This is a genomic window from Paraburkholderia sp. 32, assembly GCF_050435345.1.
In the GTDB taxonomy this organism is placed as follows: domain Bacteria; phylum Pseudomonadota; class Gammaproteobacteria; order Burkholderiales; family Burkholderiaceae; genus Paraburkholderia; species Paraburkholderia tuberum.
The window spans coordinates 235,168-259,652 of record NZ_JBNDKD010000002.1 but is presented as its reverse complement, the minus strand read 5'-3'; the positions used below and the strand labels follow the sequence as shown (position 1 = coordinate 259,652).

Sequence of the window (24,485 nt, the reverse complement as noted above, 5' to 3'; positions counted from 1 at the left end):
CGACCGACGAATGAACGAACATCGGATGAAGTTCATTTTAATGAACACCAAATGAAATACTAGTGGTCAAAAATAAACTTTTGTGAACAGTTCGTTGTGCGCTGCGATACATTGCCTGCCTCGGAGAGCCCACCGCCGCACCGGTGGGCACGGGCCGCAAGCCCACACGGCTGGGGCGCGCACGAGCGAGGCGACGCGACACGCCCGTTCCGTCGTGCAATGCAAAACCGAAAAGTGAATGAGAGAAAGGCGTTGACGTCAGCCGCCGTCCGTGCGAACCGGACGCGACGCGTCAGAGCGAGCGAGGAAAAGAGAGGGAAGACAGCGCCGCTTGCCACACGACATGCGGCTCCGGTACAACAAACAGATCAAAGATGAATGACGGGCGGCTGCGTGTTCATGATCCACAGCAAACGAGCAGTCTTCCTGCTTTCGTTACGCACGCTATGCGGCACCGTGCTCTTGAACTGGAAGCTGTCTCCCGCGCGCAGTTCGGAGCGCCGGTCGCCGACATTCAGCACGACCGTGCCTTCCAGCACCAGGCCCGCCTTCTCGCCGATGCCCACCAGCACCTCTTCGGAACCGGAGCCGGCCGGCAGCATGATGATCATCATCTGCAAATCGTGATCGCCATGCGGCGACAGCAATTCTTTCTGCATGCCGTTCTTGCCGACTTCGAACAGCGGCCGCTCGGCCGCCTTGCGCACGAAATCGCCGGTGATCGGGTCCGAGACCGCGTCGTCTTCTTCGAGCAGCGCGGTCAGCGGAACCTCCAACGCCAGGCGCAGGCGCTCGAGAATACGCACCGACGGATTGGCCTTGTTGCGCTCGACCTGACTGACGGTGCCGACCGACACGCCCGCGCGCATCGCCAGTTCGTTGATCGACAGACCCTGCGCGACGCGCAGCGCGCGCAGACGAGCGCCGACGTCGCCGTGACCCGGGTCGGCCGTGCGCTTCTTGCTGAGCTCGGTTCGCTGCATGTGTCTCCCGTTGATGACGCTGCGGCCGGCTGCCCATGTGCCGCCGGTGCGGTTGTTGTGCTGGGCGCGCACGGTCGCATCCGATGAGGCGCCAGCCGCTTCGTTACAATGAACGCCCATTCAATTTTTCAGCATTATATTGAATATAGCACCCGCGGGGTGAACGCCAAAAATACCTGTGCAATTGCGTTGCGCGTCGCTGCCGCCGTGAAGCAGACCCGAGCACACACCGGCCCGAATAACAAAAAGATCGTCCTATGAAGCAGGCACCGGGAATGCCACAGTCTAGGCTGATCATGCCGCCAGCAGGAGTTTGCAGTGTCCGAATCAACCGTGAAGAAATCACTGACCTATCGCCGCTTCACTTCCGATGACATCGCCGCCGCGCACGGCCTCTCGGTTGCGGTGCGCTGGCCGCACCGCGCCGATGACTGGCGCTTCATGTACGACGCCGGCACCGGCTTCGTCGCCGAAGACAATGGCGCCGTGATCGGCACCGCGCTCTGCTGGAAATTCGGCGCGGACCGCGGCACGCTCGGCCTCGTGATCGTCTCGCCGGACGAACAGGGCCGTGGCATTGGCCGCAAGCTGATGGAACTGGTGCTCGAAGAACTGGGCAACCGCGTGACCTTCCTGCACGCAACGGTCGCGGGCAAGCCGCTTTACGAAAAGCTCGGCTTCGTCAGCTGCGGCGGACTCACCCAGCATCAGGGCGCGCTCGGCAGCGTGGCCGCTGTCGCGCCGCCGCCCGGCGAACAGTTGCGTGCCGCGAGGCCGGACGACACGCCGAAGCTGATCGAACTCGCGTCGCGCGCGAGCGGCTTCGACCGCAGCGCGACGATTCCGGCGCTGCTCGGGTTCGCGCAAGCCGTGGTTCTCGAACGTGACGGCGAAGTGGTCGGTTTCTCGCTGTTCCGTCCGTTCGGACGCGGCTACTCGGTTGGACCGGTGGTCGCGCAGCATGGGTCCGACGATCTGCGTGCCCGCGCACTGATTTCGTACTGGCTCGCGCAGCACGCCGGCGACTTCGTGCGGATCGACGTGCCGGACGACGCCGGCATCAACGACTGGTTGACCCATGTCGGCATGCCGCGCGTCGACTCGGTCGAAAAGATGGTGCGCAACGCGCCCGCCGACTTGCGCGAGGTGGCCCCGGACCCGAACTGGCGCGCGTTCGGCATCATCAATCAGGCGATGGCGTAAGCGCCAATGACCGTCCTCTACAAAGCCGATCCGGTGCGTGGAGCGCTATGGGCCGAGCGCTTCGCGCAGCTGGCGCCCGATTTGCCGTTCCGGGTGTGGCCGGACCTCGGCGATCCCACGGCCGTGCGCTATCTGGTCGCGTGGCAACCGGGAGACCTCGCGCTCACGCTGCCGAATCTCGAAGTGGTGTTTTCGGTCGGCGCGGGAGTCGATCAACTGGATCTGTCGCAGATTCCGGCGCATCTGCCGGTGGTGCGGATGCTCGAGCCGGGCATCGTCGAAGGCATGGTCGAATATGTCACCGAGGCGGTTCTGGCGATTCACCGCGATCTGTTCGATTACGGGTTGCAGCAGCGGGCGCGCGTCTGGCAGCCGATGCCGTTGCGCGCCGCCGCGTCGCGTCGGATCGGCGTGCTCGGCCTCGGCATGCTTGGCCGTGCGGTACTGGAGCGTTTGCGGCTGTTTCGGCTTCGCCTGCGCGGGCTGGAGCCGCTCGAAGCATGAGCTCGAAGGGATCGACTGCTATGCGGGCGAGGCCGGGCTCGACGAGTTGCTTGCCCGTGCCGACATCCTGATCTGTTTGCTGCCGCTCACGGACGCCACGCGCGGCCTGCTCTGCCGGCGGGTATTCGACATGCTGCCGCGAGGCGCGTCGCTGGTTCACGTCGGCCGCGGACCGCAACTCGTCAGCGCCGATCTGCTCGACGCGCTGCAACGCGGGCAGATTCACAGCGCGGTGCTCGATGTCACCGACCCGGAGCCGTTGCCCGCCGACCATCCGCTGTGGGCGCAACCGCGCGTGCGCATCACGCCGCATATCGCGAGCGCGACGCGGCCCGAACCGGCCGTCGATGCGGTACTGGAAAACCTGCGCCGCCATCGCAGCGGCGAGCGGATGAACGGCTTGATCGACCGGACGCGCGGCTACTGATACTCATGCGCGGCCCGACCCCCGAACGCAACCCCATTTCGCCATCCGCGCGGCGTCGGCAGACGGCGCGCGATCACGGCAAGGAGAGAGACGTATGACCCGCAAATACCGCATTGCCGTGATTCCCGGCGACGGCATCGGCACCGAAGTGATGCCCGAAGGCCTGCGCGTGCTGGACGCCGCATGCAAACGCTTCGACATCGGCATCGACTACCGCCATATCGAATGGGCGTCGTGCGACTACTACGCGCAACACGGCCAGATGATGCCCGACAACTGGAAGGCGCAACTGCAGGACTGCGATGCGATTCTGTTCGGCGCGGTCGGCTGGCCCGACAAGGTGCCCGACCATATTTCGCTGTGGGGTTCGCTCCTGAAGTTCCGCCGCGAATTCGACCAGTACGTGAACCTGCGCCCCGCACGGTTGTTCGAAGGCGTGCCCTGTCCGCTCGCTAACCGCAAACCGGGCGATATCGACTTCATGATCGTGCGCGAAAACACCGAAGGCGAGTATTCGTCGGTGGGCGGCACGATGTTCGAGGGCACCGAGCGCGAAGTCGTGATGCAGCAGTCGATCTTCACGCGCCACGGCACCGAGCGCGTGATGAAGTTCGCGTTCGACCTTGCCCGGCGTCGAGCGAAAAAACTCACGGTTGCAACGAAGAGCAACGGTATCGCGATCAGCATGCCGTGGTGGGACGCCCGCGCCGATGAAATGGCCGCCCGCTACCCGGATGTGAAGATGGACCGTCAGCACATCGACATCCTGTGCGCGCGCTTCGTGCTGAACCCGGATCGCTTCGACGTGGTGGTCGCATCGAACCTGTTCGGCGACATCCTTTCCGATCTCGGGCCGGCGTGCACGGGGACGATCGGCATCGCGCCGTCGGGCAACCTGAATCCCGATCGGCGCTTTCCGTCGCTGTTCGAGCCGGTGCATGGCTCGGCGCCCGACATCGCCGGCAAGGGCATTGCCAATCCGGTCGCGATGATCTGGTCGGCCGCGATGATGCTCGACTTTCTCGGCCACGGCGCGGGTGTCGAGCGCGATGCGCACGACACCATCGTCGCCGCGATCACGCGGGTGCTGAAGGAAGGCCCGCGCACGGGCGACCTGGGCGGCAGCGCATCGACCACGGAGGTCGGCGCGGCGATCGCGGCTCGGGTCGCCAACCCGTCCTGATCACTCACAGAGCAGGCAGCACTGACTGCCCGGCGCGCGTCGGGCGCTCTGCCATCGCATGCCAACCGGCACGGAGACCTCATATGAGCACGAATCTCGAACAACAGGCCCGCGCGCTGATCCGCACGGAGAACTTCATCAACGGCGAGTGGGTCGCCGCCGCGAGCGGTCGGCGTTTCGCGGTCACCGATCCGGCAACCGGCAAGCCGATCGCGGAAGTTGCCGACAGCGGCCCCAGCGACGCGCGAGCGGCCACGGACGCCGCCGCTAAAGCGCTGCCCGCGTGGCGCGCGAGGCTGGCCAGCGAACGCGCGGCGGTACTGCACCGCTGGCACGCGTTGATCGTCGCGAATCGCGACGCCCTCGGTGCGTTGATCTCACTCGAACAAGGCAAGCCGCTCGCCGAAGGACGCGCCGAGGTGAACTATGGCGCGTCGTACGTCGCGTGGTTCGCCGACGAAGCCACCCGCATCTACGGCGACCTGATTCCGCAGCAGCAGCGCGGCAAACGGATGAGCGCGATCAAGGAACCGATCGGGGTCGTCGCGGCCATCACGCCCTGGAATTTTCCGCTTGCGATGATCGCGCGCAAGATCGCACCCGCGCTCGCGGCGGGCTGCACGGTGGTCGCGAAACCCGCGGAAGACACGCCGCTCACCGCGATCGCACTGGTGATGCTGGCGCACGAGGCGGGAGTGCCGAACGGCGTGCTCAACCTGGTCTCCGCTTCGCGTGCGGCGGCGGCCGAGACGGTCGGCGACTGGCTCGCCGACAGCCGTGTCCGCAAGATCACGTTCACCGGATCGACGCCCGTCGGCAAGCATCTCGCGCGCGAATCGGCGGGCACGCTGAAGAAGCTCTCGCTGGAACTCGGCGGCAATGCGCCGTTCATCGTATTCGACGACGCCGACCTCGATGCCGCGGTCAATGGCCTGCTGGCCGCGAAATTCCGCAATGGCGGGCAGACCTGCGTGTGTCCGAACCGCGTCTTCGTGCAGCGCGGCGTATACGAACGTTTCTCCGCGCTGCTGTGCGCGAAAGTGGCCGAACTGCGGGTCGGACCCGCCAGCGACCCCGCCTCGCAGATCGGGCCCATGATCAATGAGCGCGCTGTGGACAAGATCGCTCGTCATGTCGAGGACGCGCTCGAGAACGGCGCGCTCGTGCTGACGGGCGGACGACGGCTCACCGAGCTGGGACCGCACTACTACGCGCCCACGGTGCTGGGTAACGCCACGTCGTCGATGGTGTTGTGCGGCGAGGAAACCTTCGGCCCGGTCGTGCCGCTGTTCCCATTCGACAGCGAGCAGGAAGCGGTGCAGGCCGCCAACGACACGCCGTTCGGGCTCGCCTCGTACTTCTACAGCGAGAACATGCGCCGTATCGAGCGTGTCTCGCGCGCGCTGGAAGCCGGCATCGTCGGTATCAACGAAGGCGCGCTCGCTTCAGAAGCGGCGCCGTTCGGCGGTGTGAAGGAATCCGGCTACGGTCGCGAAGGATCGAAGTATGGTCTCGATGACTATCTGTCGATCAAGTATCTGTGTCAGGGAGCTCTGGAGTAAACATGGAAGCCTATCCGATCGAAGTCGAATTTCCGGACCTCTCGGCGCACGCCGACGGCAATACCGGCATTGCATACGTGCACTCGTTCGACTCCGGCCAGGCCGGGCCGCACGTGATGATCAATGCGCTCACGCATGGCAACGAAGTGTGCGGCGCGATCACCGTCGACGCGTTGTTGCGCAGCGGCCTGCGCCCGCGCCGCGGCAAGCTCACGCTGTCGTTCGCGAACGTCGCCGCGTATGCGCGGTTCGATCCCGCGACACCAGACAAAGCGCGTTTCGTCGATCAGGACTTCAACCGCGTCTGGACCGCCGCGAAGCTCGACGATCTGGCGACCCGCTCGTCGGAACTCGATCGTGCGCGCGCGATGCGGCCGGTGATCGACACAGTGGATCTGCTGCTCGACCTGCATTCGATGCATGAAAAAAGCGCGCCGCTGATCGTCGCGGGGCCGCTGCGCAAGGGAGCCGAACTGGCCGAGCGGCTCGGCACGCCCGCCACCGTCATTCAGGACGAAGGCCATCCCGAAGGCCGCCGGATGCGCGACTACGAGGGCTTCGGCGACGACACGAGTCCGAAGAATGCCCTGTTGATCGAATGCGGCCAGCACTGGGAAGCCAGCGCGGTGACGGTTGCGCGCGACTGCACCGCGCGCTTTCTGTTGCTGTCGGGCATCGTCGACGCAGCCGACCTGCCGCCCGGCTGGATCGCGCCATTGCCCGACGAAATGCGCATCGTGCGCGTGACCGAACCGGTCGTCGCAAAGAGCATGGATTTCCGTTTCGCGGGCCCTTACACCGGCCTCGAGACGTTCGACAAGGCCGGCACCGTGATCGCATGGTCCGACGGTCAGCCGGTCTCGACTCCGTACGATGACTGCATGCTGGTGATGCCCTCGCTGCGCCAGTTGCGCGCCGGCGTCACCGTGGTCCGGCTAGGCCGGATCGAACGACGTATCGACCTCCGCTCACGACAACAGGAAACAGCGCAATGAAAGTTCAGCAGATCAGGCAAGCCGCGGAAGTCTCCGCACTGGAGGATTGGGGAACCGCGGGCCTGCCCGGTACCGAACCGTCGCGCGTATCGGGACGCCAGTACGTCATTCCCGGTCACGAAGCAATCGATACCGGCGTGTTCGAGTGCTCGCCCGGCACCTACCGGCGCTCCGTCAAGCAGGCGGAGGTGATGCATTTCATCAAGGGCAGCGGCAGCTTCACGCCCGACGGAGAAGACACGGTCCGCTTCGCCGCCGGCGACACGCTATTTTTCCAAGCCAACACGGAAGGACTCTGGAACATCGATGAAACGCTGCGGAAGATCTATGTGATCTTCTGACAGCCTACGCACCCGGTATCCGACTGCTCATGTCAATCATGGTTGCTCAAACATGCTAAGAATCGACGAAGTCCCGAATAGCGAGGGGTTCCCCGATCGCTGCGACGTAGCCGTGATCGGCGGCGGCATTATCGGCGTCAGCACCGCTTACGAGCTGGCACGGCGCGGCGTATCGGTCGTGCTGCTCGAAAAAGGCATCATTGGCGCGGAGCAGTCGGGGCGCAACTGGGGTTGGGTGCGTCAGCAGAACCGCGACCTTTACGAGTTGCCGCTCGCGATGCAGAGCCTGAAGCGTTGGGGCGAGTTGAGCGACGAACTCGGCGAGGACATCGGTTTTCGGCGCAGCGGCATTCTGTACGCAAGCGAGCAGTCTGCCGATGTCGCCCAGTGGGAAGCATGGCTCGGCAAGGCGCGCGCGCTCGGCTTCGACAGTCAGCTGCTGTCGGCTCGAGAACTGGCCGCGCGCGTTCCGCATAGTCGGGCGAAGTGGGCGGGCGGCGTGTGGTCGCATTCCGATGGACGCGCGGAGCCGTCGCGAGCAGCGCCCGCCATCGCAAGAGGCGCGCAACGACTCGGCGCGCGCGTGCATCAGACCTGTGCGGTTCGCGGACTCGACAGCAGCGCGGGTCGAATCTCCGGCGTATGGACCGAGCGCGGCCGGATTGGCGCGAGCAGCGTCGTGCTGGCCGGCGGCGCGTGGAGCGCCCTGTTCTGCCGGCACCATGGGATCGATCTGCCGGCGGTCAATGTGATCGGAACCGCGCTGCGCACGGCGGAAGCGCCGGCCGTGATAGACGGGTGCTTCTCCGGCCCGAACTTCGCGATGCGGCGGCGGCTGGACGGCGGCTACACGATCGCGGTGCCGGGCTATGGACGCATGGAGATCGCGCCACAGAACCTGCGGCACGCGGTCAAGTTTCGCCAGATGTTCCGCAGCAAACTCAACAAGAAGCTCAAATTCCGGATCGCGCAACCTTTCTTCGGCGGCCCCGAAGGAAGTGCGGACTGGCGCCACGACGACATCTCTCCGTTCGAGGTGACGCGGGTTCTCAATCCCGTGCCCGATGCCGAGTGGCCGACCCGTGCACTGCAAAACGTTGCGACGGTCTTTCCGGAATTGTCGGGATTGCGTATCGCCCATGCGTGGGCAGGCGCGATCGACACGATGCCCGATCTGGTGCCGGTGATGTCACACGTGGAGAGCAAGCCGGGCCTTGTGATCGCTTCGGGGTTCAGCGGTCATGGATTCGGGCTGGGACCGGGAGCCGGTATGCTGGTTAGCCGCATCGTGACGGACGACGCGACTGGGATCGAGACACAGCCATATCGATTGACGCGCTTTAGCGATGGCACCCGGCTGGCGAAACCCGAGATGATGTAACACCCGACGTCGCCCCGCGAAATCTCATGTTCCCAGCCCGATCGCGGGAAGATGCAGTTTCGACCGTTTCACCGCCATTCCTCAACCCCGGATACGGCGAAGCGGCTTCCGTGCCAAACGACACTGCCAGTCGTCATGCTGTCGTACCTGCTTGCAGTCGAGAAACTCCATGGCTTGCGATCGATGAACGGTTGATCGCGCAATCGTGGCAAACACTGACCATCAGACCATTGCAGTTGAGTGCCAACCACGCTTGATCCAATCTGCGCCAGCGCATGACCGATGACACGCGGGAATCGGCTTGTAATATCCTGCTAAAAAGGTCATCCGCGAGCGGCTTTGAGCAACCCCAATCGACCTCGACGGAGCCCATGGGGGGAACAGCATGAAGGGCTTCCTTCTGGCGTTGGCTTGCGCGTGTGTGCTGCCGGCCGCCGCGGCGCAGGATTTATTGCCTGGCCCTGCGCCCGGAGCCCCGGTCGCCGCGACGGACTTCCTGGCCCTGGCCAGGCGAGTGGTCGACGCCGCTTCGCGACCCGCTGCACCCTGGAACGGGCCACGCGAGGGGCCACCCGCGCAATCTGGAAAACACATCGCGGTCGTCGCCGAGGATTTGCGCAACGGCGGCATCCTCGGTGTGGTCGATGGTGTACTGGAGGCGGCCAAGGTGATCGGCTGGCGCGTGAGGATCTTCGATTCCGCGGGTGCGGCCGACCTGCGTCTGAAGATGCTCGCGAATGCGCTGGCAAGCCACCCCGACGGTCTGATCCTCGCCGGCGGCGACGCACGCGCGCTGCTCCCCGCACTGCGGCCGTTTGCCGAGAACAACATCCCGATCGTCGGCTGGCATGTCGCGGCCCGGGCCGGACCGGTGCCCGGCACGCCCGTGGCGATGAACGTGGCGACGGATCCGCTCGAGGTCGCGCGCGTGACCGCGCTGGCGGCCATCGTGCAGTCCGGCGGGCATGCGGGCGTCGTCATCTTCACCGATTCCAATTTCCGAATTGCGCAAGGCAAGGCGGATGAAATGGCTGCCGTCGTTCGCGCGTGCAGTGGCTGTACCCTGCTTGAAGTGCGCGACGTGGCGATTTCGCGCAGCCGGGAACTGGTGCCGGGGACGACCCGCGCCCTGCTCGCGCGTTACGGCCCGCGCTGGAACTGTGCGCTGGCGATCAACGACATCTACTTCGACTACGCCGCCCCGGTGTTGACTCAGGCGGGAATGCCGAACGCTGCAATGATCATGCTGTCGGCTGGCGACGGCAGCGAGTCCGCCTTCCTGCGCATCCGCACCGGCACGTTCCAGACCGGCACCGTCGCCGAACCCCTGAATCTGCACGGCTGGCAACTGGTCGACGAAATGAACCGACTTTTCGCGGGCGTCGGCGTCACGGGTTACGTGACGCCGGTGCATCTCGTGACGGCGGACAACGTCGCCGCGGACGGCGGCGATCGTCTACTCTACGACCCTGACAACGGCTATCGCGACATTTATCGTCAGATCTGGCAACGACCGTGAAACTGCCTTTCCCACAATCGCTCACCGCTCAATTCGCGCTCGTTGTTTCGTGCCTGGCCGCGCTGGTGGTCGTCGTCGGAGCCACGACGATTTACTCGTTGACCGGTTCGGCCCACTCGATCCGTCAGCTGGCCGAAGAGCGGCTCACGCGCCTCGCGGATGCGCAGGATCTGGTACAGCACACGCTGACCATTGAACGCCTCGCATTGCAGTTGTCTCGCGACGATACGATCGATGCCGTGCGCGAGACCCATCGGCATGTGCTCGAACAGCTGGCATCCTTCGACCGCCTGGTTGACCGCCTGGCCTCCGCGGCCGCAAGCGACGACCCAGAGGTCGACGCGCTGACGCTTTATCGGTCGAGCCAACGCTTTCGCAACATTGCCAACATCGAGGCGCAGGTGCGCGAGACCGCGCTCGGCACCCGGGGTGCGCCGGCAGATGGGCAACGGCCGGGCGTGTCGCTGACCAGCCTCGACAAGGATCTGGGCGGCGCGGCCGAGGCTCTGGCCGTCGCGGCGCAACGGCAGTCCGATTATTTGACGCGCGACTACCGCGAAGCAGTCCAGGATCTGGCCGTTCGCGCAGATCGCACACGCAAATGGGTGGCGGGTGGAGTCGCGGTGAGCCTGCTGCTCACCTGGCTAATCGCCCGCGAATTCCTCGGGCGCCATGTCGTGGCGCGCCTGCGCCGCGTCAGTCACTTTCTGCGGCACGGCGATGCCGGGAGCACGCAAGCCGTAGTCCCCGTGCACGGCGGCGACGAGATTGCCGATATGGCGCGCGCAGTCGAGCAGTTCCTTGAAGACCGGCGCCGGCGCCGCCAGGCCGAGGATGCGTTGAAGGAGCTCAACGCCGGACTCGAGGCGCGCGTCGCACAGCGCACGGCCGAACTCAGTACGGCGCTTGCGGGTCAGGCGGCCGAGATCGCCGAACGTCAGCACGCCGAAGACGCCGTCCGGGAAAGCGAGAACTTTCTTAACAGCATCGTCGAAAACATCCCGGACACGATCTTCGTCAAGGAGGCCGCGACCTTGCGCTTCGTGCGCTGCAACAAGGCGGCGGAGCAACTTCTCGGCTACCGGCGCGAGGAGCTCCTCGGCCGGTCCGTCCACGATCTGTTTCCCGCGGAGGAGGCTGAATTCTTCGCGCTCAAGGATCGGGCCGTGCTGGAGTCGCATCACATGATCGACATACAGGAAGAGCCGGTTCATACGCGACATGGCGTGCGCCTGGTGCACACCATGAAGATCCCGATCGCCGATGTGCGCGGCGTGCCGCAGTTCCTGCTCGGCATCTCACGCGACATCACGGAGCACAAGCATGCCGAAGCGGAATTGCGGCGCTATCGCGAGCACCTCGAAGACATGATCCGCGAACGGACAGCGGAACTCGCCGTGGCCAAGGAACATGCAGATACGGCCAACCAGGCAAAAAGTGACTTTCTCGCGCACATGAGCCACGAACTGCGTACGCCGCTGAACGCGATTCTTGGTTACGCGCAGATCCTCACACGCGACACGACTCTCGATCAACGCCAGATCGACGGACTCGCGGTCATCCAGCGCAGCGGCGAACACCTGCTGATGCTCATCGACGACATCCTGGATATAGCCAAGATCGAAGCTGGACGAATGGAACTCAATCTTTCCGACGTTCCGCTCGAACAGTTCGTCTACTTTGTCGCCGAGACGATGCGGGTCAAGGCAACGGAAAAGGGACTCGCCTTCGATTGCGAGATGCCGCCCGATCTGCCTGCGGCTGTCCGGGTGGACGAAATACGGCTGCGTCAGGCGCTGCTCAACCTGCTTTCCAATGCGATCAGATTTACCGAGCAGGGGAGCGTGCATCTGAGCGTCGCTTTTATGCCGCCCGCGCGACTATGTTTCAAAGTGCAGGACACCGGCATTGGGATAGATGAAGGGCGCCTGGAGGAAATCTTCAGGCCTTTCGAGCAAGTGAGCGACGACCGGCACCGCTTTGGCGGCACGGGGCTGGGGCTCGCCATCAGCCGGCAACTCGTACGCCTGATGGGCGGCGACATCCATATCGAGAGTCGCCGCGATATTGGCAGCGTCTTCTCGATCGAGCTGGATGTCCAGGTGGTGGCGCCCCCGGCGGCTGTCGCCGCGTCTGGACGGATCGTGAGCGGTTACAAGGGGCCGCGCAAGGCTATCCTGGTCGCGGATGACGTGGCGGAGAACCGTGCCGTGATGGTCGATATGCTGGGGCCGCTCGGATTCGACATGGCGGAGGCTGGCAACGGATCCGAAGCTCTGGAGAAAACCCGCACCCTGCATCCTGCGCTTGTCCTGATGGATGTGGTCATGCCCGGGATGGACGGGCTCGAAGCCACGCGTCGCCTGCGCCAGATGCCCGAGTTCCGGGATCTGCCCATCGTCGCAGTCTCCGCAAGCGCCTCGGGGACCGATGCGGCGCACAGTCTCGCGGCCGGCGCAAACGCTTTTCTTGCCAAACCGATCGATTTCGGCCGGCTATTGTCCCATGTCGCGTCGCTCCTGAATGTCGAGTGGATCGACGAAGCGAGCAAGGCGCAAGTCACTGGCGCGGACCACACGGCTGTACCCGCTGCCGCTCCTTTTACCGCGCCCTTGATGGCACCGCCGCAGGGGGAGATCGAAACGCTGCACTACCTGGCGCGACTCGGCGACATGCGTGCCATCGTGCAACACGCCCAACACTTGAGCGAGCTCGACGAGCGCTATCGCCCCTTCGCAGACCACCTTTGCCGGTTGGCGAAGGCTTACCGGTCCAAGGCGATCCTCAGCTTCGTCGAGCAATATCTGGAAAGGAGGCTGCTGCGGTGATTCGCGCCTCAGAACGCGAACCGCATCATCCTTCGTTTTCTACTCGACGATCATTCCGTGCCGGATCGCGTACCGGATCACCTCAGCGTTGTTGGAAAGCCCGAGTTTCTGCATCAACCGCATCTTGTGTGTGCTGATCGTTTTCGCGCTGAGGGCACATGCCTGGGCAATTTCATTGATGCTCCTGCCTGCCGCGAGCATCTGCAGGACCTGGAATTCGCGGTCCGACAGTACTTCATGTGGCGGGACGTCGCCGCGCTGTGTATCGAACACCATCGCATCGACGAGCTTCGGATCGATGAAACGGCCGCCGTCCGCGAGCTTGCGGATTGCCGCGAGCAGCACCTCCGGGTCACTGTCCTTGGTCAGATATCCCGTTGCTCCCGCGCGCAGCGCGCGAGACGCGACCTGAGCCTCGTCGTGAATGCTCAGCACCAGCACCGGCAACGAAGGATGTTCCGCCCGTACCCTGCGGATCAGAGCGACGCCGCTGATGCCGGGCATCGTCATGTCGAGCAATAGAAGATCGAGCGCGCACGAGCGCAGCTTGTCGATCACTTCCGCTCCTTGCGCCGCTTCCGCCGCAACGACGATATCGCTCGTGGTCGCGATGATCTGTCTGAGTCCGCCACGGACTATCGCATGATCGTCCGCAATGAGTATCCTGATCATGTTCGAGCTCCGCCATCGAGCGGAATATGAATCGAAACCATGGTGCCCGCGCCCGGCGAGCTGTCGATCGAAAGCGATCCGCCGATCAGCCGCGCGCGCTCGTTCATGCCGAGCAGGCCATATGAATAGTTGCGACTCACCACTTGCTGATCGAAGCCGCATCCGTCGTCACGCACCTGCAGCAAGAGCTGTGCAGCCGTCGAAACAAGCGTCACCTCGACACGTGTGGCGGCGGCATGACGCGCGACGTTCGTCAGCGAAGCCTGTGCAATGCGGAACAGGGCCGTCGCGTGGGCGTCGGACAGCGTGGGTTCGCCGCCTTCGATGCGCAATTCACACGCAATCGCATTGCGGCGGTTGAACTCGTCGACAAGCCATTCGAGCGCAGACACGATGCCGAAGTTAAGCGCCGCGGGCCGCAGGTGGCTCGCGACATTGCGCACCATCGAGATCGTGCCTTCGACCAGTTGGCGCATATCGTCGGCTTTTTTTGTCGCTTCCGCGTCGTGCGCGATGCGCATTTTGAGCAGAGACACGTCCATCTTGAGCGCGGTCAGCAATTGCCCCAGCTCGTCGTGAATTTCCATCGCAATGCGCTTTCTCTCCTCCTCGCGAATCGCCTCCATGTACGCGGACAGTTCGCGCTGCTGCTCGCGCGATTCGACGAGTTCCTGTTCCATCTGCTTGCGCCCCGTAATGTCATTCAGGCCCACATAGATCGCGGGAGAATCGTCGTAAGTCGCGGCGCGCGCCGTCGCCATCGCCCAGAACCGGGTACCGTCCTGGCGCCGGAACTGTATCTCCGTGTTGCGCAAGCCACCCTCGGTCCGCAGATGTTCGATCAGACGCTCGCGCTCGCCCCGCTCGGCGTAGAAATCCGCGATATTGGCGGACAAGCCTTCGTCCATGCCGAAGAGTTCGCGCAGCGGCGGGTTCGTGTACAGGATGTGCCCATCCGGCATCGAGGTGATGCACAGCGGCACCGGACTCGTTTCGACAATCGCGCGAAAGCGAGCCTCGCTTGCCTGCAGGCGCGCGTCCGCGCGCCGCCGCTCGTCGATCTGCGCCCGCAAGTTGGCGTTGGCGCGCGCCAGCTCTTCGGTGCGCAATGCGACACGTCGCTCCAGATCGTCGCGCGCTTGCGATAGCGCGGCCTCCGTTTCCTTGCGCACGGCGACTTCCGCCAGCAGTTGCCGGTTCTGCGCGAGAACCTGCTTGTGCATCACCCGCAGCTCGAGGTGCACGCCAACGCGCGCGACCATCTCATCGACGCGCAATGGCTTGGTCACATAATCGACACCGCCCACCAGAAAGCCTTCGACGCGGTCCTCGTTGTCCATCAGCGAGGTCATGAATATGACGGCGATATCGCGCGTGCGCTCATCGCGCTTGAGGCGCCGACAGGTCTCGAAGCCGTCGATGCCCGGCATCTTCACGTCGAGCAGGATCACATCGGGCTGCGAGAAGGCTGCGCGCTCCAACGCTTCGATACCGTCGAGCGCCACCAGCACGCGAATGCCGCGCGCCTCGAGACTGTCGACAACCACGCCGAGATTCCCCGGCGTATCGTCGACGATCAGAATCGTGCCCGTATACGCGACCGGAGCGGCGAGATGGCTCATGATGCGGTGTTCCCTTCGAGATACCGCTCAGCGGGTTGCAGGAGCCCGCTCCACCATGCGTCGAAAATGTCGAGCGCCATATATCCCCGCGAGTGCCGCCGTTGTGGTCGTCCTATTCTGCACTCGATGCCGGCGCCTGGTCCATCACGCCCGCTACAGGTTTCAAACGTCCGATGAAATGGCGCGCCCCGTGGCCTCACAGCCGCCGCATGCGTGCCTGTAAGCAGTTGCGCGCCTGGCCGGCGTTGCCGTTCGCTAGTGCGACACCTCGCCCGCCACCGCGATCAGTCGGACCGTGCGCGGCAAGGTCAGTTCGTCGATGAGGTCGGCCACCTCGCACAGCGCGCGAAAGTCATACTCGTCGATCTGCTCCGCGTGATTGCGCCGCAACTCGCGCATGGCTTCGCCCAGGCGCCTGAGCGCGTTGGTCGTGCTGTCTATCAACGGCCAGCAGTGCATCAAATACGCAAGCGATGTCACGCTGCGCGTCTCGCACCAGGTGTCGAACAGTCGCAGACATATCGCGTCGATTTGCTCGATGACGTTTTCCCGTTCCGATAGATAGCCGATCATGTTGCATCAATTCGACATTGCATTTCGATGGCTCATCATCTACGAGCAGAAAGTGTGTCGCATTCAGCGCAAGCTGGAAAATCAGGGTGTGACTTCCTGATTCGCGTGTCAGGAAATCCTTAGTGTCATTCATGGCGAAAGCCCCCGCAGATGGGCAAGGACCCTTAAATGCCGTTCTATATGCTGTTCCGGTTCAGGAAGTCCTGACGGCTGAAACCAGCGATTCCTGAAACGACATTCCGGCCGGCGCCGATTGGACGCACGCACCGATCGCCATAGCATCGAATCATCGTGCATCGCGGGGAAAATCATGGCGGGCAACAGATCGCTGCGTTCTCAGGTCGAAAAACTCGTTGGCCCGACGGGGGGCCGAGGGGCGCGCGTGCGTCTGCTGAACCGCTCGCGCTCGGGTGGAACATGCCGGGTGTGCATTCAAATCGATCTGCCGACCGGGGCGTTTTCACTCTTCTTCTTTCGCCATGCCGACGGCGCATGGCACGTGTTTCCGCCGGGCCAGCGCCGTCCGGAAATGGGGATAGGCCGCATGGCGGCCTGATCGTTCAGCCAGCCGGGGAAACGCACATGCACGACGATGCTTCGAACACACTGCCGCAGGACGTGATAGAGCTGCGCGCTTGGCTCAACGACTGGTACGACCATGCATTCGCCGTAGGCTACGTCCATCCGCCCTTCACGCTCGATGAAGCGACAGCCGACCGGCTCGAAGGCTACTTCAAGGCGGGCCTGACGCCGGCCGAAGGCGCAATCTTGTTCTTTGGCGTCGTGCATTGAGAGGCGAGCGATGAAGGCGAAAGACCGCGAAGTCAATCAATGAAACATCACATTGTCGGGCGTTATCGCGGATTCGTCATCGAAGCGCACATGGAGCCGCGGACGGCCCGTTTGTCCGATGGAATCGCGCTGACATATCGCGTCACGTGGTCGTTGCGTAGAAGGACACGAAAACAGCACGTCACCGGTGACTTAGCCGATGTCGTTACCTACGAGTCGGAAAGTGTTGCTCTCACGTGCGTCGACCGCAAGGCTCGCGCTCTTATCGATGCCATGCTGGCGAATCAGGAAGCGTTAAAAACCGTGGGGCTGTAACCCCGATGCCTGGAAGGCCCGCGCCTCGCGCAGCGTCACGCGGACTCGAACGGCCATGCAAGAAAAACGGCTCGACTAGCCGCGGACATCCCTGCCGAGATACGCAGCGACCGCGCCTGTCACGGCGAAGCCAGGCAATTGCTCCGGCGACGGCCAGATGCGCGGCGACGATCTCGCGATTATCGAGCCGCAGGCCCGGAAACCCCCATTCGGCGCGGTACGACGACTTCAGCAGCAACAGCGACTGACCGACGTAGATTGGGCGGATTCAACCGGTCGATGCAACGCAATGAACGCCTGATGAGCGGCTCACGGTGCAGAGGAAAACATGAGCGGACCTACGAGTAGGCGATGGACCTGCTCACGTCCGCGGACTTCGATGTGAAGCTGGTCAGAAAGGATTGGCAAGCAATTGGTCGCGCTGGCCAAACGTATCGTTGCAGCTCGCTCCGACCGGTCGGCGAGTTACGATCCACATACGTTTTCGCCCCGGCGCCCGCGTACGAGAGAAAGAGCAGCTTCATCATCGGTTGTGAGCAGGTTTGCTCCCACGAGCCTTTCCCTACACACGGCTTTAGCCAGGCTCTGACCTCGCTTCTGCATGAGCCATCGGATAGGCCACACCCGCGCGGTCTGATCCGCGGACGCAGTTACCACCCGCTGGCCGTCCGGGCTGAAGGTGGCGGAGCTTACCGGTCCCTGGTGCCCGCGGAGCTGCGCGATTACCTGGCCAGTCGCCATGTCCCACACCCGAGCGGTCCCGTCCGCGGACGCGGTCACCACGCGCTGGCCGTCCGGGCTGAAGGCGGCGGAGAAAACCGGTCCCTGATGTCCGGTGAGCTTCGCGATCACCTTGCCGGTCGCTGCGTCCCACACCCGCGCGGTCCCGTCCGCGGACGCGGTCACCACGCGCTGGCCGTCGGGGCTGAAGGCGGCAGAGAAAACCGGTCCCTGATGCCCACCGAGCTGGGCGATCTGTTTGCCGGTGGCCGCGTCCCACACCCGCGCGGTCCTGTCCGCGGACGCGGTCACCGCGCGCCGACCGTCCGGGCTGAAGGCGGCGGAATAAACCAGATCCTGGTGCCCGCTGAACTGCGCGATCTGTTTGCCCGTGCTCGCGTCCCACACCCGCGCGGTCCTGTCCCTGGACGCGGTCACCACCCGCTGGCCGTCCGGGCTGTAGGCGACGGAATCAACCGGGCCCTGATGCCCGCTGAGGAGCAAGATCTGTTTGCCGGTGGCTGCGTCCCACACCCGCGCGGTCCCGTCCCGGGACGCGGTCACCACCCGCTGGCTGTCCGGGCTGAAGGCGACGGAATCAACCGGGCCCTGATGACCGCTGAGGAGCAAGATCTGTTTGCCGGTGGCCGCGTCCCACACCCGCGCGGTCCCATCCGCGGACGCGGTCACCGCGCGCCGACCGTCCGGGCTGAAGGCGGCGGAATAAACCAGATCCTGGTGCCCGCTGAGCTGCGCGATCTGTTTGCCGGTGGCCGCGTCCCACACCCGCGCGGTCCGATCACGGGACGCGGTCACCACCCGCTGGCCGTCCGGGCTGAAGGCGGCGGAAATAACTGACCCTTGATGCCCTCTGAGCAGCAAGATGCCCATCGCCGCGTCCCATGCGCGCGCGGTCCTGTCACGGGACGCAGTCACCACCCGCTCACCGTCCGGGCTGAAGGCGGCGGAATTCACCGGCCCCTCGTGTCCGGTGAACTGCACGATCACCTGGCCGGTCGCCGCATCCCACACCCGCGCGGTCTTGTCATCGGACACGGTCACCACGCGCTGGCCGTCCGGGCTAAAGGCGGCGGCGCTCACCGGTCCGCGATGTCCAGTGAGCTGCACGATCGCCTGGCCGGTCGCCGCGTTCCACACCCGCGCGGTGTTGTCATCGGACGCTGTCGCCACGCGCTGGCCGTCCGGGCTGAAGGCGGCGGAGAAAACCGGTCCCCGATGCCCTATGAGCTGCGCGATGACCTGGCCGGTCGCCGCATCCCACACCCGCGCCGTCTTGTCATCGGACGCGGTCACCACGCGCCGGCCGTCCGGGCTGAAGACCGCGGAGCTTACCGGTTCCCGATGCCCGGTGAGCTGTGCGATCAGGTGGCCGGTCGCCGCATTCCACACCCGCGCGGTCCTGTCCGCGGACGCGGTCACCACGCGCCGGCCGTCCGGGCTGAAGGCGGCGGAGAAAACCGGTTTCTGATGCCCACTGAGCTGCGCAATCTGTTTGCCCGTAGCCGGGTCCCATACCCGCGCGGTCCTGTCCGCGGACGCAGTCACCACCCGCTGGCCGTCCGGGCTGAAGGCGGCGGAATAAACCAGATCCTGATGGCCACTGAGCTGCGCAATCTGGTTGCCCGTAGCCGCGTCCCATACCCGCGCGGTCCTGTCCGCGGACGCAGTCACCACCCGCTGGCCGTCCGGGCTGAAGGCGGCGGAATAGACCAGATTCTGATGGCCATTGAGCTGCGCAATCTGTTTACCCGTGGCCAGGTCCCACACCCGCGCTGTCCCATCCCAGGACGCGGTCACCGCCCGCTTACCGTCCGGGCTGAAGACGGCGGAATCAACCGCGTTCTGATGGCCGCCGAGCAACGCAATCTGCACTGATGCTTGCGCGCCACGCATAAGCTCAAGCTCTGCTTCTGCCGATCCCGGCGAGAGCCAACCGTTGCCCAACGCCAGCATCGCGAAGCGCATTGCGCGGTCATAATTTCCCGCGTCGTTCGCCGTTGTCGCGGCCGACGCCAACGCAAGGGAAGTCTGGCGTGCGACCGTCCGAGTCTGGTGAATGATCCACCCGGCAGTCACAACTAGAATGAATGCGATTGTGCCAATCAGTACCTGGATGCGTCGCTGCGCGCCCTGTCCGTGCCCGCTCTTCGTTGACATGGGCTTGATCCTCAACGATTTGTTGCAACTGCGACTCGCGCTCCGCGCGTGCAACCTACTCGCGCCCGCAGCAAGTCCGTCGATAGGAAAGGTCGTCCGCGCCCAGCCGAAAGCAATTCGCACATGTCCAATTCGCAAAGAAATCGCTCGCCCCACACCGTCGCCCAGACGTCTGGGGGCTCCCGGTCGCATCGTCTCACGCCACACCACGCACTCGATTCCAGGAAACAGCACATCAGTGCGCACCAGTGTCCGCTGACAGGGGCGGATTCAACCGGTCGATGCAATAGTTCGATGAAATCGTTCAGCCGGTGTTTCGTAATCCAGGGTCTTCCTTGGGCGCTCGTTCCGCCTTGCAGGAGACGTCACTGATGAAATTGCTAAATGATCGCGTTAAACCATATGTTCGGTATCGCGCATGTTTCAGGTCCGGGTAAAGCACACTTCCGAGACAGCGAACGTCTATGATCACCGCAACCCAAAGAGGAGAAGCCTCGCGAAGCGAAACGCGTCGTAGTTGAGCAAGGCCAACGAATAATCGCCACATAGGCTCGGGTTGTTCGGAAAAGCGTGCACGACTCGCACCCCCAATCCCGTGCGGAGACAACTGATAGTTGTGGGCATGAACCCGGCAGCGCGGAAAGACTTCGTGCGCTTCCGGGTCATTCCGCTACGCAACGAAACGACACTCCGACGCTGGTGTACGTGTATCCATGTTCCTTCCGCGGTTCATATGGTCATCGATTTCAGCCGCGCAACCGAGCATGCGAGGGTAAAGAAAGATGGTAAAGGCGGCCGTCTCCAAAGCGTTGCGCGAATACGTTCCGTCACGATACGGCTGCCAGAGCATCTTGAGCAGTAACGCGGCAATCACCGCATCGATGTTGACGCAGTAAACGTTTCGCGAAACCCCCGCGTCGAACAGGCTTTGGACCAACGTCCGGTAAAAGTCGTGGAAGATGTTGTATTCGTCGCGCTCGGCGAACAATCGCCGCACGAACATTTCACGCGGGTCGTGATTGACGGGTTTATCTTTAAACACCGGATGATTCACGCCAGGGATTTTCTGGATGTCCAGGCTGCCGCTCGTTTTCTTGCTCGATTTGTATTTGGCGTAACTTTCGACGTACGTCATCGCTAGTGCTTTCAAATCCAGCCCGTGCGCAGGATTGCCCGGGTCAGTCAGTCCGCTATGCGCGAACTGGTCCAGCAGAAACGCAATTCCCTCAAATCCATTGCCACCGTGTGTGTAACCACTGTGCGTAAGGAAGCCGATTAACGCCTTGTTGAGTTGGACGCGCTCGGGGTCTTCGGGACCATCGGCAGAGACCGCACCTTTTGCACCCTGCGCGGAAATCGTTCCGGGTCCATTTGACAGCAGCAGACCGACCAGCAATTGGAAGGAAAACAAGTCGCTCGTGCCTGGCCACAATCCAAACAACGCGCCGAAGGCGGTTTCACCAAGCGAACGCTCCTCCAGGACTGTCTTCGTTTCGACGCCGCAGAAGCTGTCCGGACCATGCTGGTCCGAGGGCACTGAAGCGCCTATCAGGGAGCCGAAAAGTTGTATCCACCACGGAAGGCTCTCAGCCGAAAGGCGTGAAATGCGTTTGCGCATGAGCGGTCCCCATGCGAGCGTCGCGCAAATGGCTGCCAATACGCCATCGGTAGTCGGCTCGCCGGGCAGGCTTTCAACATATTGCACGAATGTCGACTTCACGTCGCGAGCTTTGAGTCCCGCCAGGATTGCGCGGGCCCGAAAATCCGGTTCACTGCCGACGAACAGGTTGAGGTCGGTGACTTCGGCGCGCGAAAAGTCGAAACTCTCATCCATCGCGTTCTCGAGCTTCACCGGGGCAAAGGCGTCGATTAGAGCGCGGACCGCCTGGCGAGGCCCGGCTTGCCCTCGGGGCCCGATGATACTCGCCGCCGCTGCAAGGACAGTGTTTGGTGCATTACCGGCATCCCGTGCCGCCTGGGCAGCCCCAAGTGCGGGATGTCCATACAGGTTCAGGAACGCACTCACAGCGACATTGATTAGCGCGCGGTCGTTCATCCCGCCGGGTTCGTGGAGCAGCGCGAGGCTTAGGTTTGTCTCAAGGGGGTACTGCGCCGCATCAAGCATCGAAACGCCGTAGAGACTGGTCACCTGCGACTTTGGGTCCATCTGCGACGCGCCAGAAGCATCCTTCATCGACTGTCGCGGTGGTACAGCTCCAACCTGTTTGTCGAGCGCGGCAATCTGGGCATCGTATGGGGCCGTGGCCTGCACGACAGGCAAATCCAGCGCCTGCGGCAGGCTCAATCCGCGGTGACTGCTAAACCACGGTTTTAATGCGAGGTTACCTTCCGGCTCGAAATCTGGCCTGCAGGCGTTTTCACGCATCACAGCCGTGAGTGCTGCGGGTATGTGCGCGATGTTCGTGACAAGCGCACCCTTTGCCGACACGGCCGGATTGTCCGGCGTGAACACACTTGACACCCCGAATTTATCGAGAAACCATTGTTCTTTCGATGCGGCGTCGTCCGCGCCTCCGGACATAGCACCCGCGTGTCCGACAGCACGGGTCAGCTTTGACTTCCAGCGACCCACGACGCACGCAACCACCGGCTTCGTAAAGTTGGCGTCGAGCTCGTAGTAGCCGCCCGGTTCGACATAAAGAACGGCCGCCTTGCTTCGCGCGTCGTTTGCCAAGGCCGCAGCGAACTCGGGCGCCGCGAATTGAATGTAGACGTCTTTGCCACTTGAGATGGCTGTAGTCGTGCCCCATCCGGCCATCCGCAGGTAGGTTGCGATGGTAGTCGTGAAGTTGCCCGAGTTGGAAAACAAGGCAATCGAGCCACGCCGCAATGCCTCTTCAGGGTGGTCGCCGCCCAGCGCTCCCCCGATACGCACCTGGTTCCAGGCGTCAGCCACGCCGAGGCTGTTGCCGCCAAAAATGTCGACCCCGTTGGACTGACCCATCGCGCGGATTTCGCGCGAGTCACTGACGGCCAGCTTTTCGGTAACGATGAAAATCTTCTTCAGTTCCGGATTGACACGGATTAGCTCAGCCACGCCGTCCCGTGCAGCGGAAGGCGGCAGATAGATGACGCCGCAGTTGAACCGGTGACCATCGTTCAGGCCTTCAAGGACATTGTTGTAGACCGGCACGCTTCCAAGTGCCGTTTCCAGTACCTGTCCGCGCTTTCCCGGAGCCGTACCAAACACCACGTTGCCACCGGAATAGGCATGACCGACGGGCGTGACATCGCTCGACTCGCCGCCCAGAATGTTGAGCACGCAAACGCGGTCGTCCTTTGTGGCAACTTGGGATAACGAACTAATTCCTACGAAGTATTTAAAATCGCCAATTCCCTGCTTGTACATAATGATTCTCCTCAGTCGATGAGATGCTCAGGCAGCCTGTTTGACCGCAATTCCCAGCTTCGCGGCAATCTGCTCACGGCCGCCTGCTTTCATCCATTGGTCAACCTGCTTCGCGTACAGGACCACCTCGCTCATGTCCGAGTCAAAGCCGAAGAAGGTGTACGGCAATCCCAGCGAATCGAGCGTGTCGCGCAATGCTCCCATTCCGCGAACCAGATTCGGACCGCCACGGCCGACCACCACATAGAGCGGCGTCGGGCCGTGCTGACTGAAGTGCTCGCGTAACGCGTCGGCCATTGCGCGAAATGTTTCGAAAATATCCGTGTTGTTCGACTTTCCACCAATGATGAACAGCACATTGCTCTGCTCAATCCAGTGCTTGAAGCAGATGCGGGCAACTTCCTTCATTTTTTCGTAGGGTGGGTTGCCGCCGAAGTCTGACGAGATGATGGCGTCGTCTCCGAGCATTTGCGTGACAAGGGAGTTCGCGCCGCCACCGAACGTCGGAGCGAGAATGCTGCCCTTCGCGTTAATGACGTAGACGTCGCTCTGCCCCTGATACGTGCGAAGCTGGTTGATTTCCTGTTCGAAGTCTGAATAGTCGACTGCGAAGAGATGCGCGGGCAGGTCAAGGCGCTGCCAGCGCGGGTCATCACGGTCGAAGCCGCATTTGAAGTCACAGGCGACGGGTGTCAGCCGTCCCTTGCTATCCTCGCGCATCCGGATTGGATTGAGTTCGAGGGTCGTCATTCCGAACCCGTGGTAGAGCTCCCATAACTTGGGGAGGTGCTGTACAAGCGGCGAGATAATCTGTTTGGGTGCGCCCAGCGTCGAAAGCGCGTTCGCCACGACGAACGCCTTGAGCCCGGTGAGCGGGTCAAACGGAATCTGCACGACTTGCGACTTGTCCAGTTCCTCGATGTCGACGCCACCGTGATGTGTGAGCGTCATCGTCGGTGCGCGGAAGTGTGTCGAGTCGGTAATCGAGAAATAGACCTCGTACTCGGCCGGCACACCCGCCTCAAAGGTCACACCATTGGCTTTCGACACAGTATTGGCAACGTGATGTTCGACGAAGTAAAGACGCTCCTTCTCCTTCAAGGCGGTCGTCAGGTCAGTCGCGCGGCCAATCAGACCGGCCTTGCCCTTCTTGCCAACACCGCCCTTGAAAACCGGCTTGATGAAAATCATGCCGTGCTTTTTCAGCATCGCTCGAATCTGTTCTTCGCTAGCGTCCGGACCCAGAATCTCGGGCGTCGGAAAGCCCACGAACTGCAGCAATCTGGCGCCGTGCAACATACCGGTGACTTGCATGAT

At 63.2% G+C, this 24,485-nt stretch carries 18 protein-coding genes and 2 pseudogenes; 12 read left to right on the top strand and 8 right to left on the bottom strand.

The features are described from left to right. Nucleotides 1-368 precede the first annotated feature (368 nt). The gene (locus OKW26_RS16470) at nt 369-983 is read right to left on the bottom strand and encodes a cupin domain-containing protein (protein WP_184068225.1); all 615 of its coding nucleotides are present in this window, start codon (nt 981-983) and stop codon (nt 369-371) included. A gap of 318 nt (nt 984-1,301) precedes the next feature. On the opposite strand from OKW26_RS16470, the gene OKW26_RS16465 reads away from it, so the two are divergent. The 9 genes and pseudogenes from OKW26_RS16465 to OKW26_RS16425 all read left to right on the top strand — a co-directional run bounded on the left by OKW26_RS16465 (nt 1,302) and on the right by OKW26_RS16425 (nt 12,926). Further along, the gene (locus tag OKW26_RS16465) at nt 1,302-2,186 is read left to right on the top strand and encodes a GNAT family N-acetyltransferase (protein ID WP_429354411.1); all 885 of its coding nucleotides are present in this window, start codon (nt 1,302-1,304) and stop codon (nt 2,184-2,186) included. A 6-nt stretch (nt 2,187-2,192) separates the two neighbouring features. Then, nucleotides 2,193-3,117, top strand: a pseudogene (locus OKW26_RS16460) (2-hydroxyacid dehydrogenase). A gap of 94 nt (nt 3,118-3,211) precedes the next feature. Next, complete coding sequence (locus OKW26_RS16455) at nt 3,212-4,300, top strand: tartrate dehydrogenase (RefSeq protein WP_184071942.1); 1,089 nt, start codon at nt 3,212-3,214, stop codon at nt 4,298-4,300. Nucleotides 4,301-4,383: 83 nt separating this feature from the next. Next, nucleotides 4,384-5,862 carry an NAD-dependent succinate-semialdehyde dehydrogenase gene (locus OKW26_RS16450; RefSeq protein WP_429354410.1) on the top strand — a complete coding sequence of 493 codons (1,479 nt, stop codon included), beginning with the start codon at nt 4,384-4,386 and terminating at the stop codon, nt 5,860-5,862. Nucleotides 5,863-5,864: 2 nt separating this feature from the next. After that, nucleotides 5,865-6,857, top strand: coding sequence for a M14 family metallopeptidase (locus OKW26_RS16445; protein WP_429354409.1), 993 nt, complete (start codon nt 5,865-5,867; stop codon nt 6,855-6,857). Continuing rightward, nucleotides 6,854-7,198, top strand: coding sequence for a cupin domain-containing protein (locus OKW26_RS16440; protein ID WP_187613530.1), 345 nt, complete (start codon nt 6,854-6,856; stop codon nt 7,196-7,198). Before OKW26_RS16445 ends, OKW26_RS16440 begins: the two co-directional genes overlap by 4 nt. Nucleotides 7,199-7,250: 52 nt before the next feature. Further along, nucleotides 7,251-8,579, top strand: coding sequence for an NAD(P)/FAD-dependent oxidoreductase (locus OKW26_RS16435; RefSeq protein WP_429354408.1), 1,329 nt, complete (start codon nt 7,251-7,253; stop codon nt 8,577-8,579). A 385-nt stretch (nt 8,580-8,964) separates the two neighbouring features. Next, nucleotides 8,965-10,098, top strand: coding sequence for a substrate-binding domain-containing protein (locus OKW26_RS16430; protein WP_429354407.1), 1,134 nt, complete (start codon nt 8,965-8,967; stop codon nt 10,096-10,098). Then, nucleotides 10,095-12,926, top strand: coding sequence for an ATP-binding protein (locus OKW26_RS16425; protein ID WP_429354406.1), 2,832 nt, complete (start codon nt 10,095-10,097; stop codon nt 12,924-12,926). The genes OKW26_RS16430 and OKW26_RS16425 overlap by 4 nt, the downstream gene beginning before the upstream one ends. A 39-nt stretch (nt 12,927-12,965) precedes the next feature. Here the strand turns inward: OKW26_RS16425 and OKW26_RS16420 are convergent, their stop codons facing one another. The 3 genes from OKW26_RS16420 to OKW26_RS16410 form a co-directional block, all read right to left on the bottom strand. Further along, a complete protein-coding gene (locus OKW26_RS16420; RefSeq protein ID WP_090811083.1) occupies nt 12,966-13,598 on the bottom strand; it encodes a response regulator in 633 nt (210 codons plus the stop codon). Continuing rightward, entirely contained in the window at nt 13,595-15,220 is a 1,626-nt protein-coding gene (locus OKW26_RS16415) for a response regulator (RefSeq protein ID WP_429354405.1), read from the bottom strand. The genes OKW26_RS16420 and OKW26_RS16415 overlap by 4 nt, the downstream gene beginning before the upstream one ends. Nucleotides 15,221-15,475: 255 nt before the next feature. Further along, nucleotides 15,476-15,793, bottom strand: a complete 318-nt coding sequence (locus tag OKW26_RS16410; protein ID WP_429354404.1) for a hypothetical protein — start codon at nt 15,791-15,793, stop codon at nt 15,476-15,478. Nucleotides 15,794-16,103: 310 nt separating this feature from the next. Here OKW26_RS16410 and OKW26_RS16405 point away from each other — a divergent pair, with 310 nt between their 5' ends. From OKW26_RS16405 to OKW26_RS16395, 3 genes are read left to right on the top strand one after another with little or no spacing between them, the layout of a single operon-like run. Then, nucleotides 16,104-16,349, top strand: a complete 246-nt coding sequence (locus tag OKW26_RS16405; RefSeq protein WP_026226136.1) for a hypothetical protein — start codon at nt 16,104-16,106, stop codon at nt 16,347-16,349. 26 nt (nt 16,350-16,375) lie between these two features. Next, a complete protein-coding gene (locus tag OKW26_RS16400; RefSeq protein WP_090811076.1) occupies nt 16,376-16,585 on the top strand; it encodes a hypothetical protein in 210 nt (69 codons plus the stop codon). Nucleotides 16,586-16,624: 39 nt separating this feature from the next. Then, nucleotides 16,625-16,900 (top strand): hypothetical protein, encoded by a 276-nt coding sequence (locus OKW26_RS16395; protein ID WP_429354403.1) that lies wholly within the window; start codon nt 16,625-16,627, stop codon nt 16,898-16,900. Nucleotides 16,901-16,975: 75 nt separating this feature from the next. On the opposite strand, the pseudogene OKW26_RS16390 reads toward OKW26_RS16395, so the two are convergent. The 4 genes and pseudogenes from OKW26_RS16390 to OKW26_RS16375 form a co-directional block, all read right to left on the bottom strand. Beyond that, nucleotides 16,976-17,159, bottom strand: a pseudogene (locus OKW26_RS16390) (NUDIX hydrolase); the annotation flags it as partial. Between the two features lie 206 nt (nt 17,160-17,365). Next, nucleotides 17,366-19,798, bottom strand: a complete 2,433-nt coding sequence (locus tag OKW26_RS16385) for a WD40 repeat domain-containing protein (protein ID WP_429354402.1) — start codon at nt 19,796-19,798, stop codon at nt 17,366-17,368. Nucleotides 19,799-20,468: 670 nt separating this feature from the next. Further along, nucleotides 20,469-23,168 (bottom strand): CoA-binding protein, encoded by a 2,700-nt coding sequence (locus OKW26_RS16380; protein ID WP_429354401.1) that lies wholly within the window; start codon nt 23,166-23,168, stop codon nt 20,469-20,471. Nucleotides 23,169-23,195: 27 nt separating this feature from the next. Beyond that, nucleotides 23,196-24,482 carry an ATP citrate lyase citrate-binding domain-containing protein gene (locus tag OKW26_RS16375; RefSeq protein WP_090811071.1) on the bottom strand — a complete coding sequence of 429 codons (1,287 nt, stop codon included), beginning with the start codon at nt 24,480-24,482 and terminating at the stop codon, nt 23,196-23,198. Between the last annotated feature and the right edge of the window lie 3 nt (nt 24,483-24,485).

Excerpts from the sequence above, each read along its gene's own strand:
- OKW26_RS16420 (WP_090811083.1), bottom strand. The coding sequence starts at position 13,598 with ATGATCAGGATACTCATTGCGGACGATCATGCGATAGTCCGTGGCGGA.
- OKW26_RS16380 (WP_429354401.1), bottom strand. The coding sequence starts at position 23,168 with ATGTACAAGCAGGGAATTGGCGATTTTAAATACTTCGTAGGAATTAGT.
- OKW26_RS16400 (WP_090811076.1), top strand. The coding sequence starts at position 16,376 with ATGCACGACGATGCTTCGAACACACTGCCGCAGGACGTGATAGAGCTG.
- OKW26_RS16410 (WP_429354404.1), bottom strand. The coding sequence starts at position 15,793 with ATGATCGGCTATCTATCGGAACGGGAAAACGTCATCGAGCAAATCGAC.
- OKW26_RS16445 (WP_429354409.1), top strand. The coding sequence starts at position 5,865 with ATGGAAGCCTATCCGATCGAAGTCGAATTTCCGGACCTCTCGGCGCAC.
- OKW26_RS16375 (WP_090811071.1), bottom strand. The coding sequence starts at position 24,482 with ATGCAAGTCACCGGTATGTTGCACGGCGCCAGATTGCTGCAGTTCGTG.
- OKW26_RS16470 (WP_184068225.1), bottom strand. The coding sequence starts at position 983 with ATGCAGCGAACCGAGCTCAGCAAGAAGCGCACGGCCGACCCGGGTCAC.
- OKW26_RS16435 (WP_429354408.1), top strand. The coding sequence starts at position 7,251 with ATGCTAAGAATCGACGAAGTCCCGAATAGCGAGGGGTTCCCCGATCGC.
- OKW26_RS16450 (WP_429354410.1), top strand. The coding sequence starts at position 4,384 with ATGAGCACGAATCTCGAACAACAGGCCCGCGCGCTGATCCGCACGGAG.
- OKW26_RS16405 (WP_026226136.1), top strand. The coding sequence starts at position 16,104 with ATGGCGGGCAACAGATCGCTGCGTTCTCAGGTCGAAAAACTCGTTGGC.
- OKW26_RS16430 (WP_429354407.1), top strand. The coding sequence starts at position 8,965 with ATGAAGGGCTTCCTTCTGGCGTTGGCTTGCGCGTGTGTGCTGCCGGCC.
- OKW26_RS16395 (WP_429354403.1), top strand. The coding sequence starts at position 16,625 with ATGAAACATCACATTGTCGGGCGTTATCGCGGATTCGTCATCGAAGCG.
- OKW26_RS16415 (WP_429354405.1), bottom strand. The coding sequence starts at position 15,220 with ATGAGCCATCTCGCCGCTCCGGTCGCGTATACGGGCACGATTCTGATC.
- OKW26_RS16385 (WP_429354402.1), bottom strand. The coding sequence starts at position 19,798 with ATGTCAACGAAGAGCGGGCACGGACAGGGCGCGCAGCGACGCATCCAG.
- OKW26_RS16440 (WP_187613530.1), top strand. The coding sequence starts at position 6,854 with ATGAAAGTTCAGCAGATCAGGCAAGCCGCGGAAGTCTCCGCACTGGAG.
- OKW26_RS16455 (WP_184071942.1), top strand. The coding sequence starts at position 3,212 with ATGACCCGCAAATACCGCATTGCCGTGATTCCCGGCGACGGCATCGGC.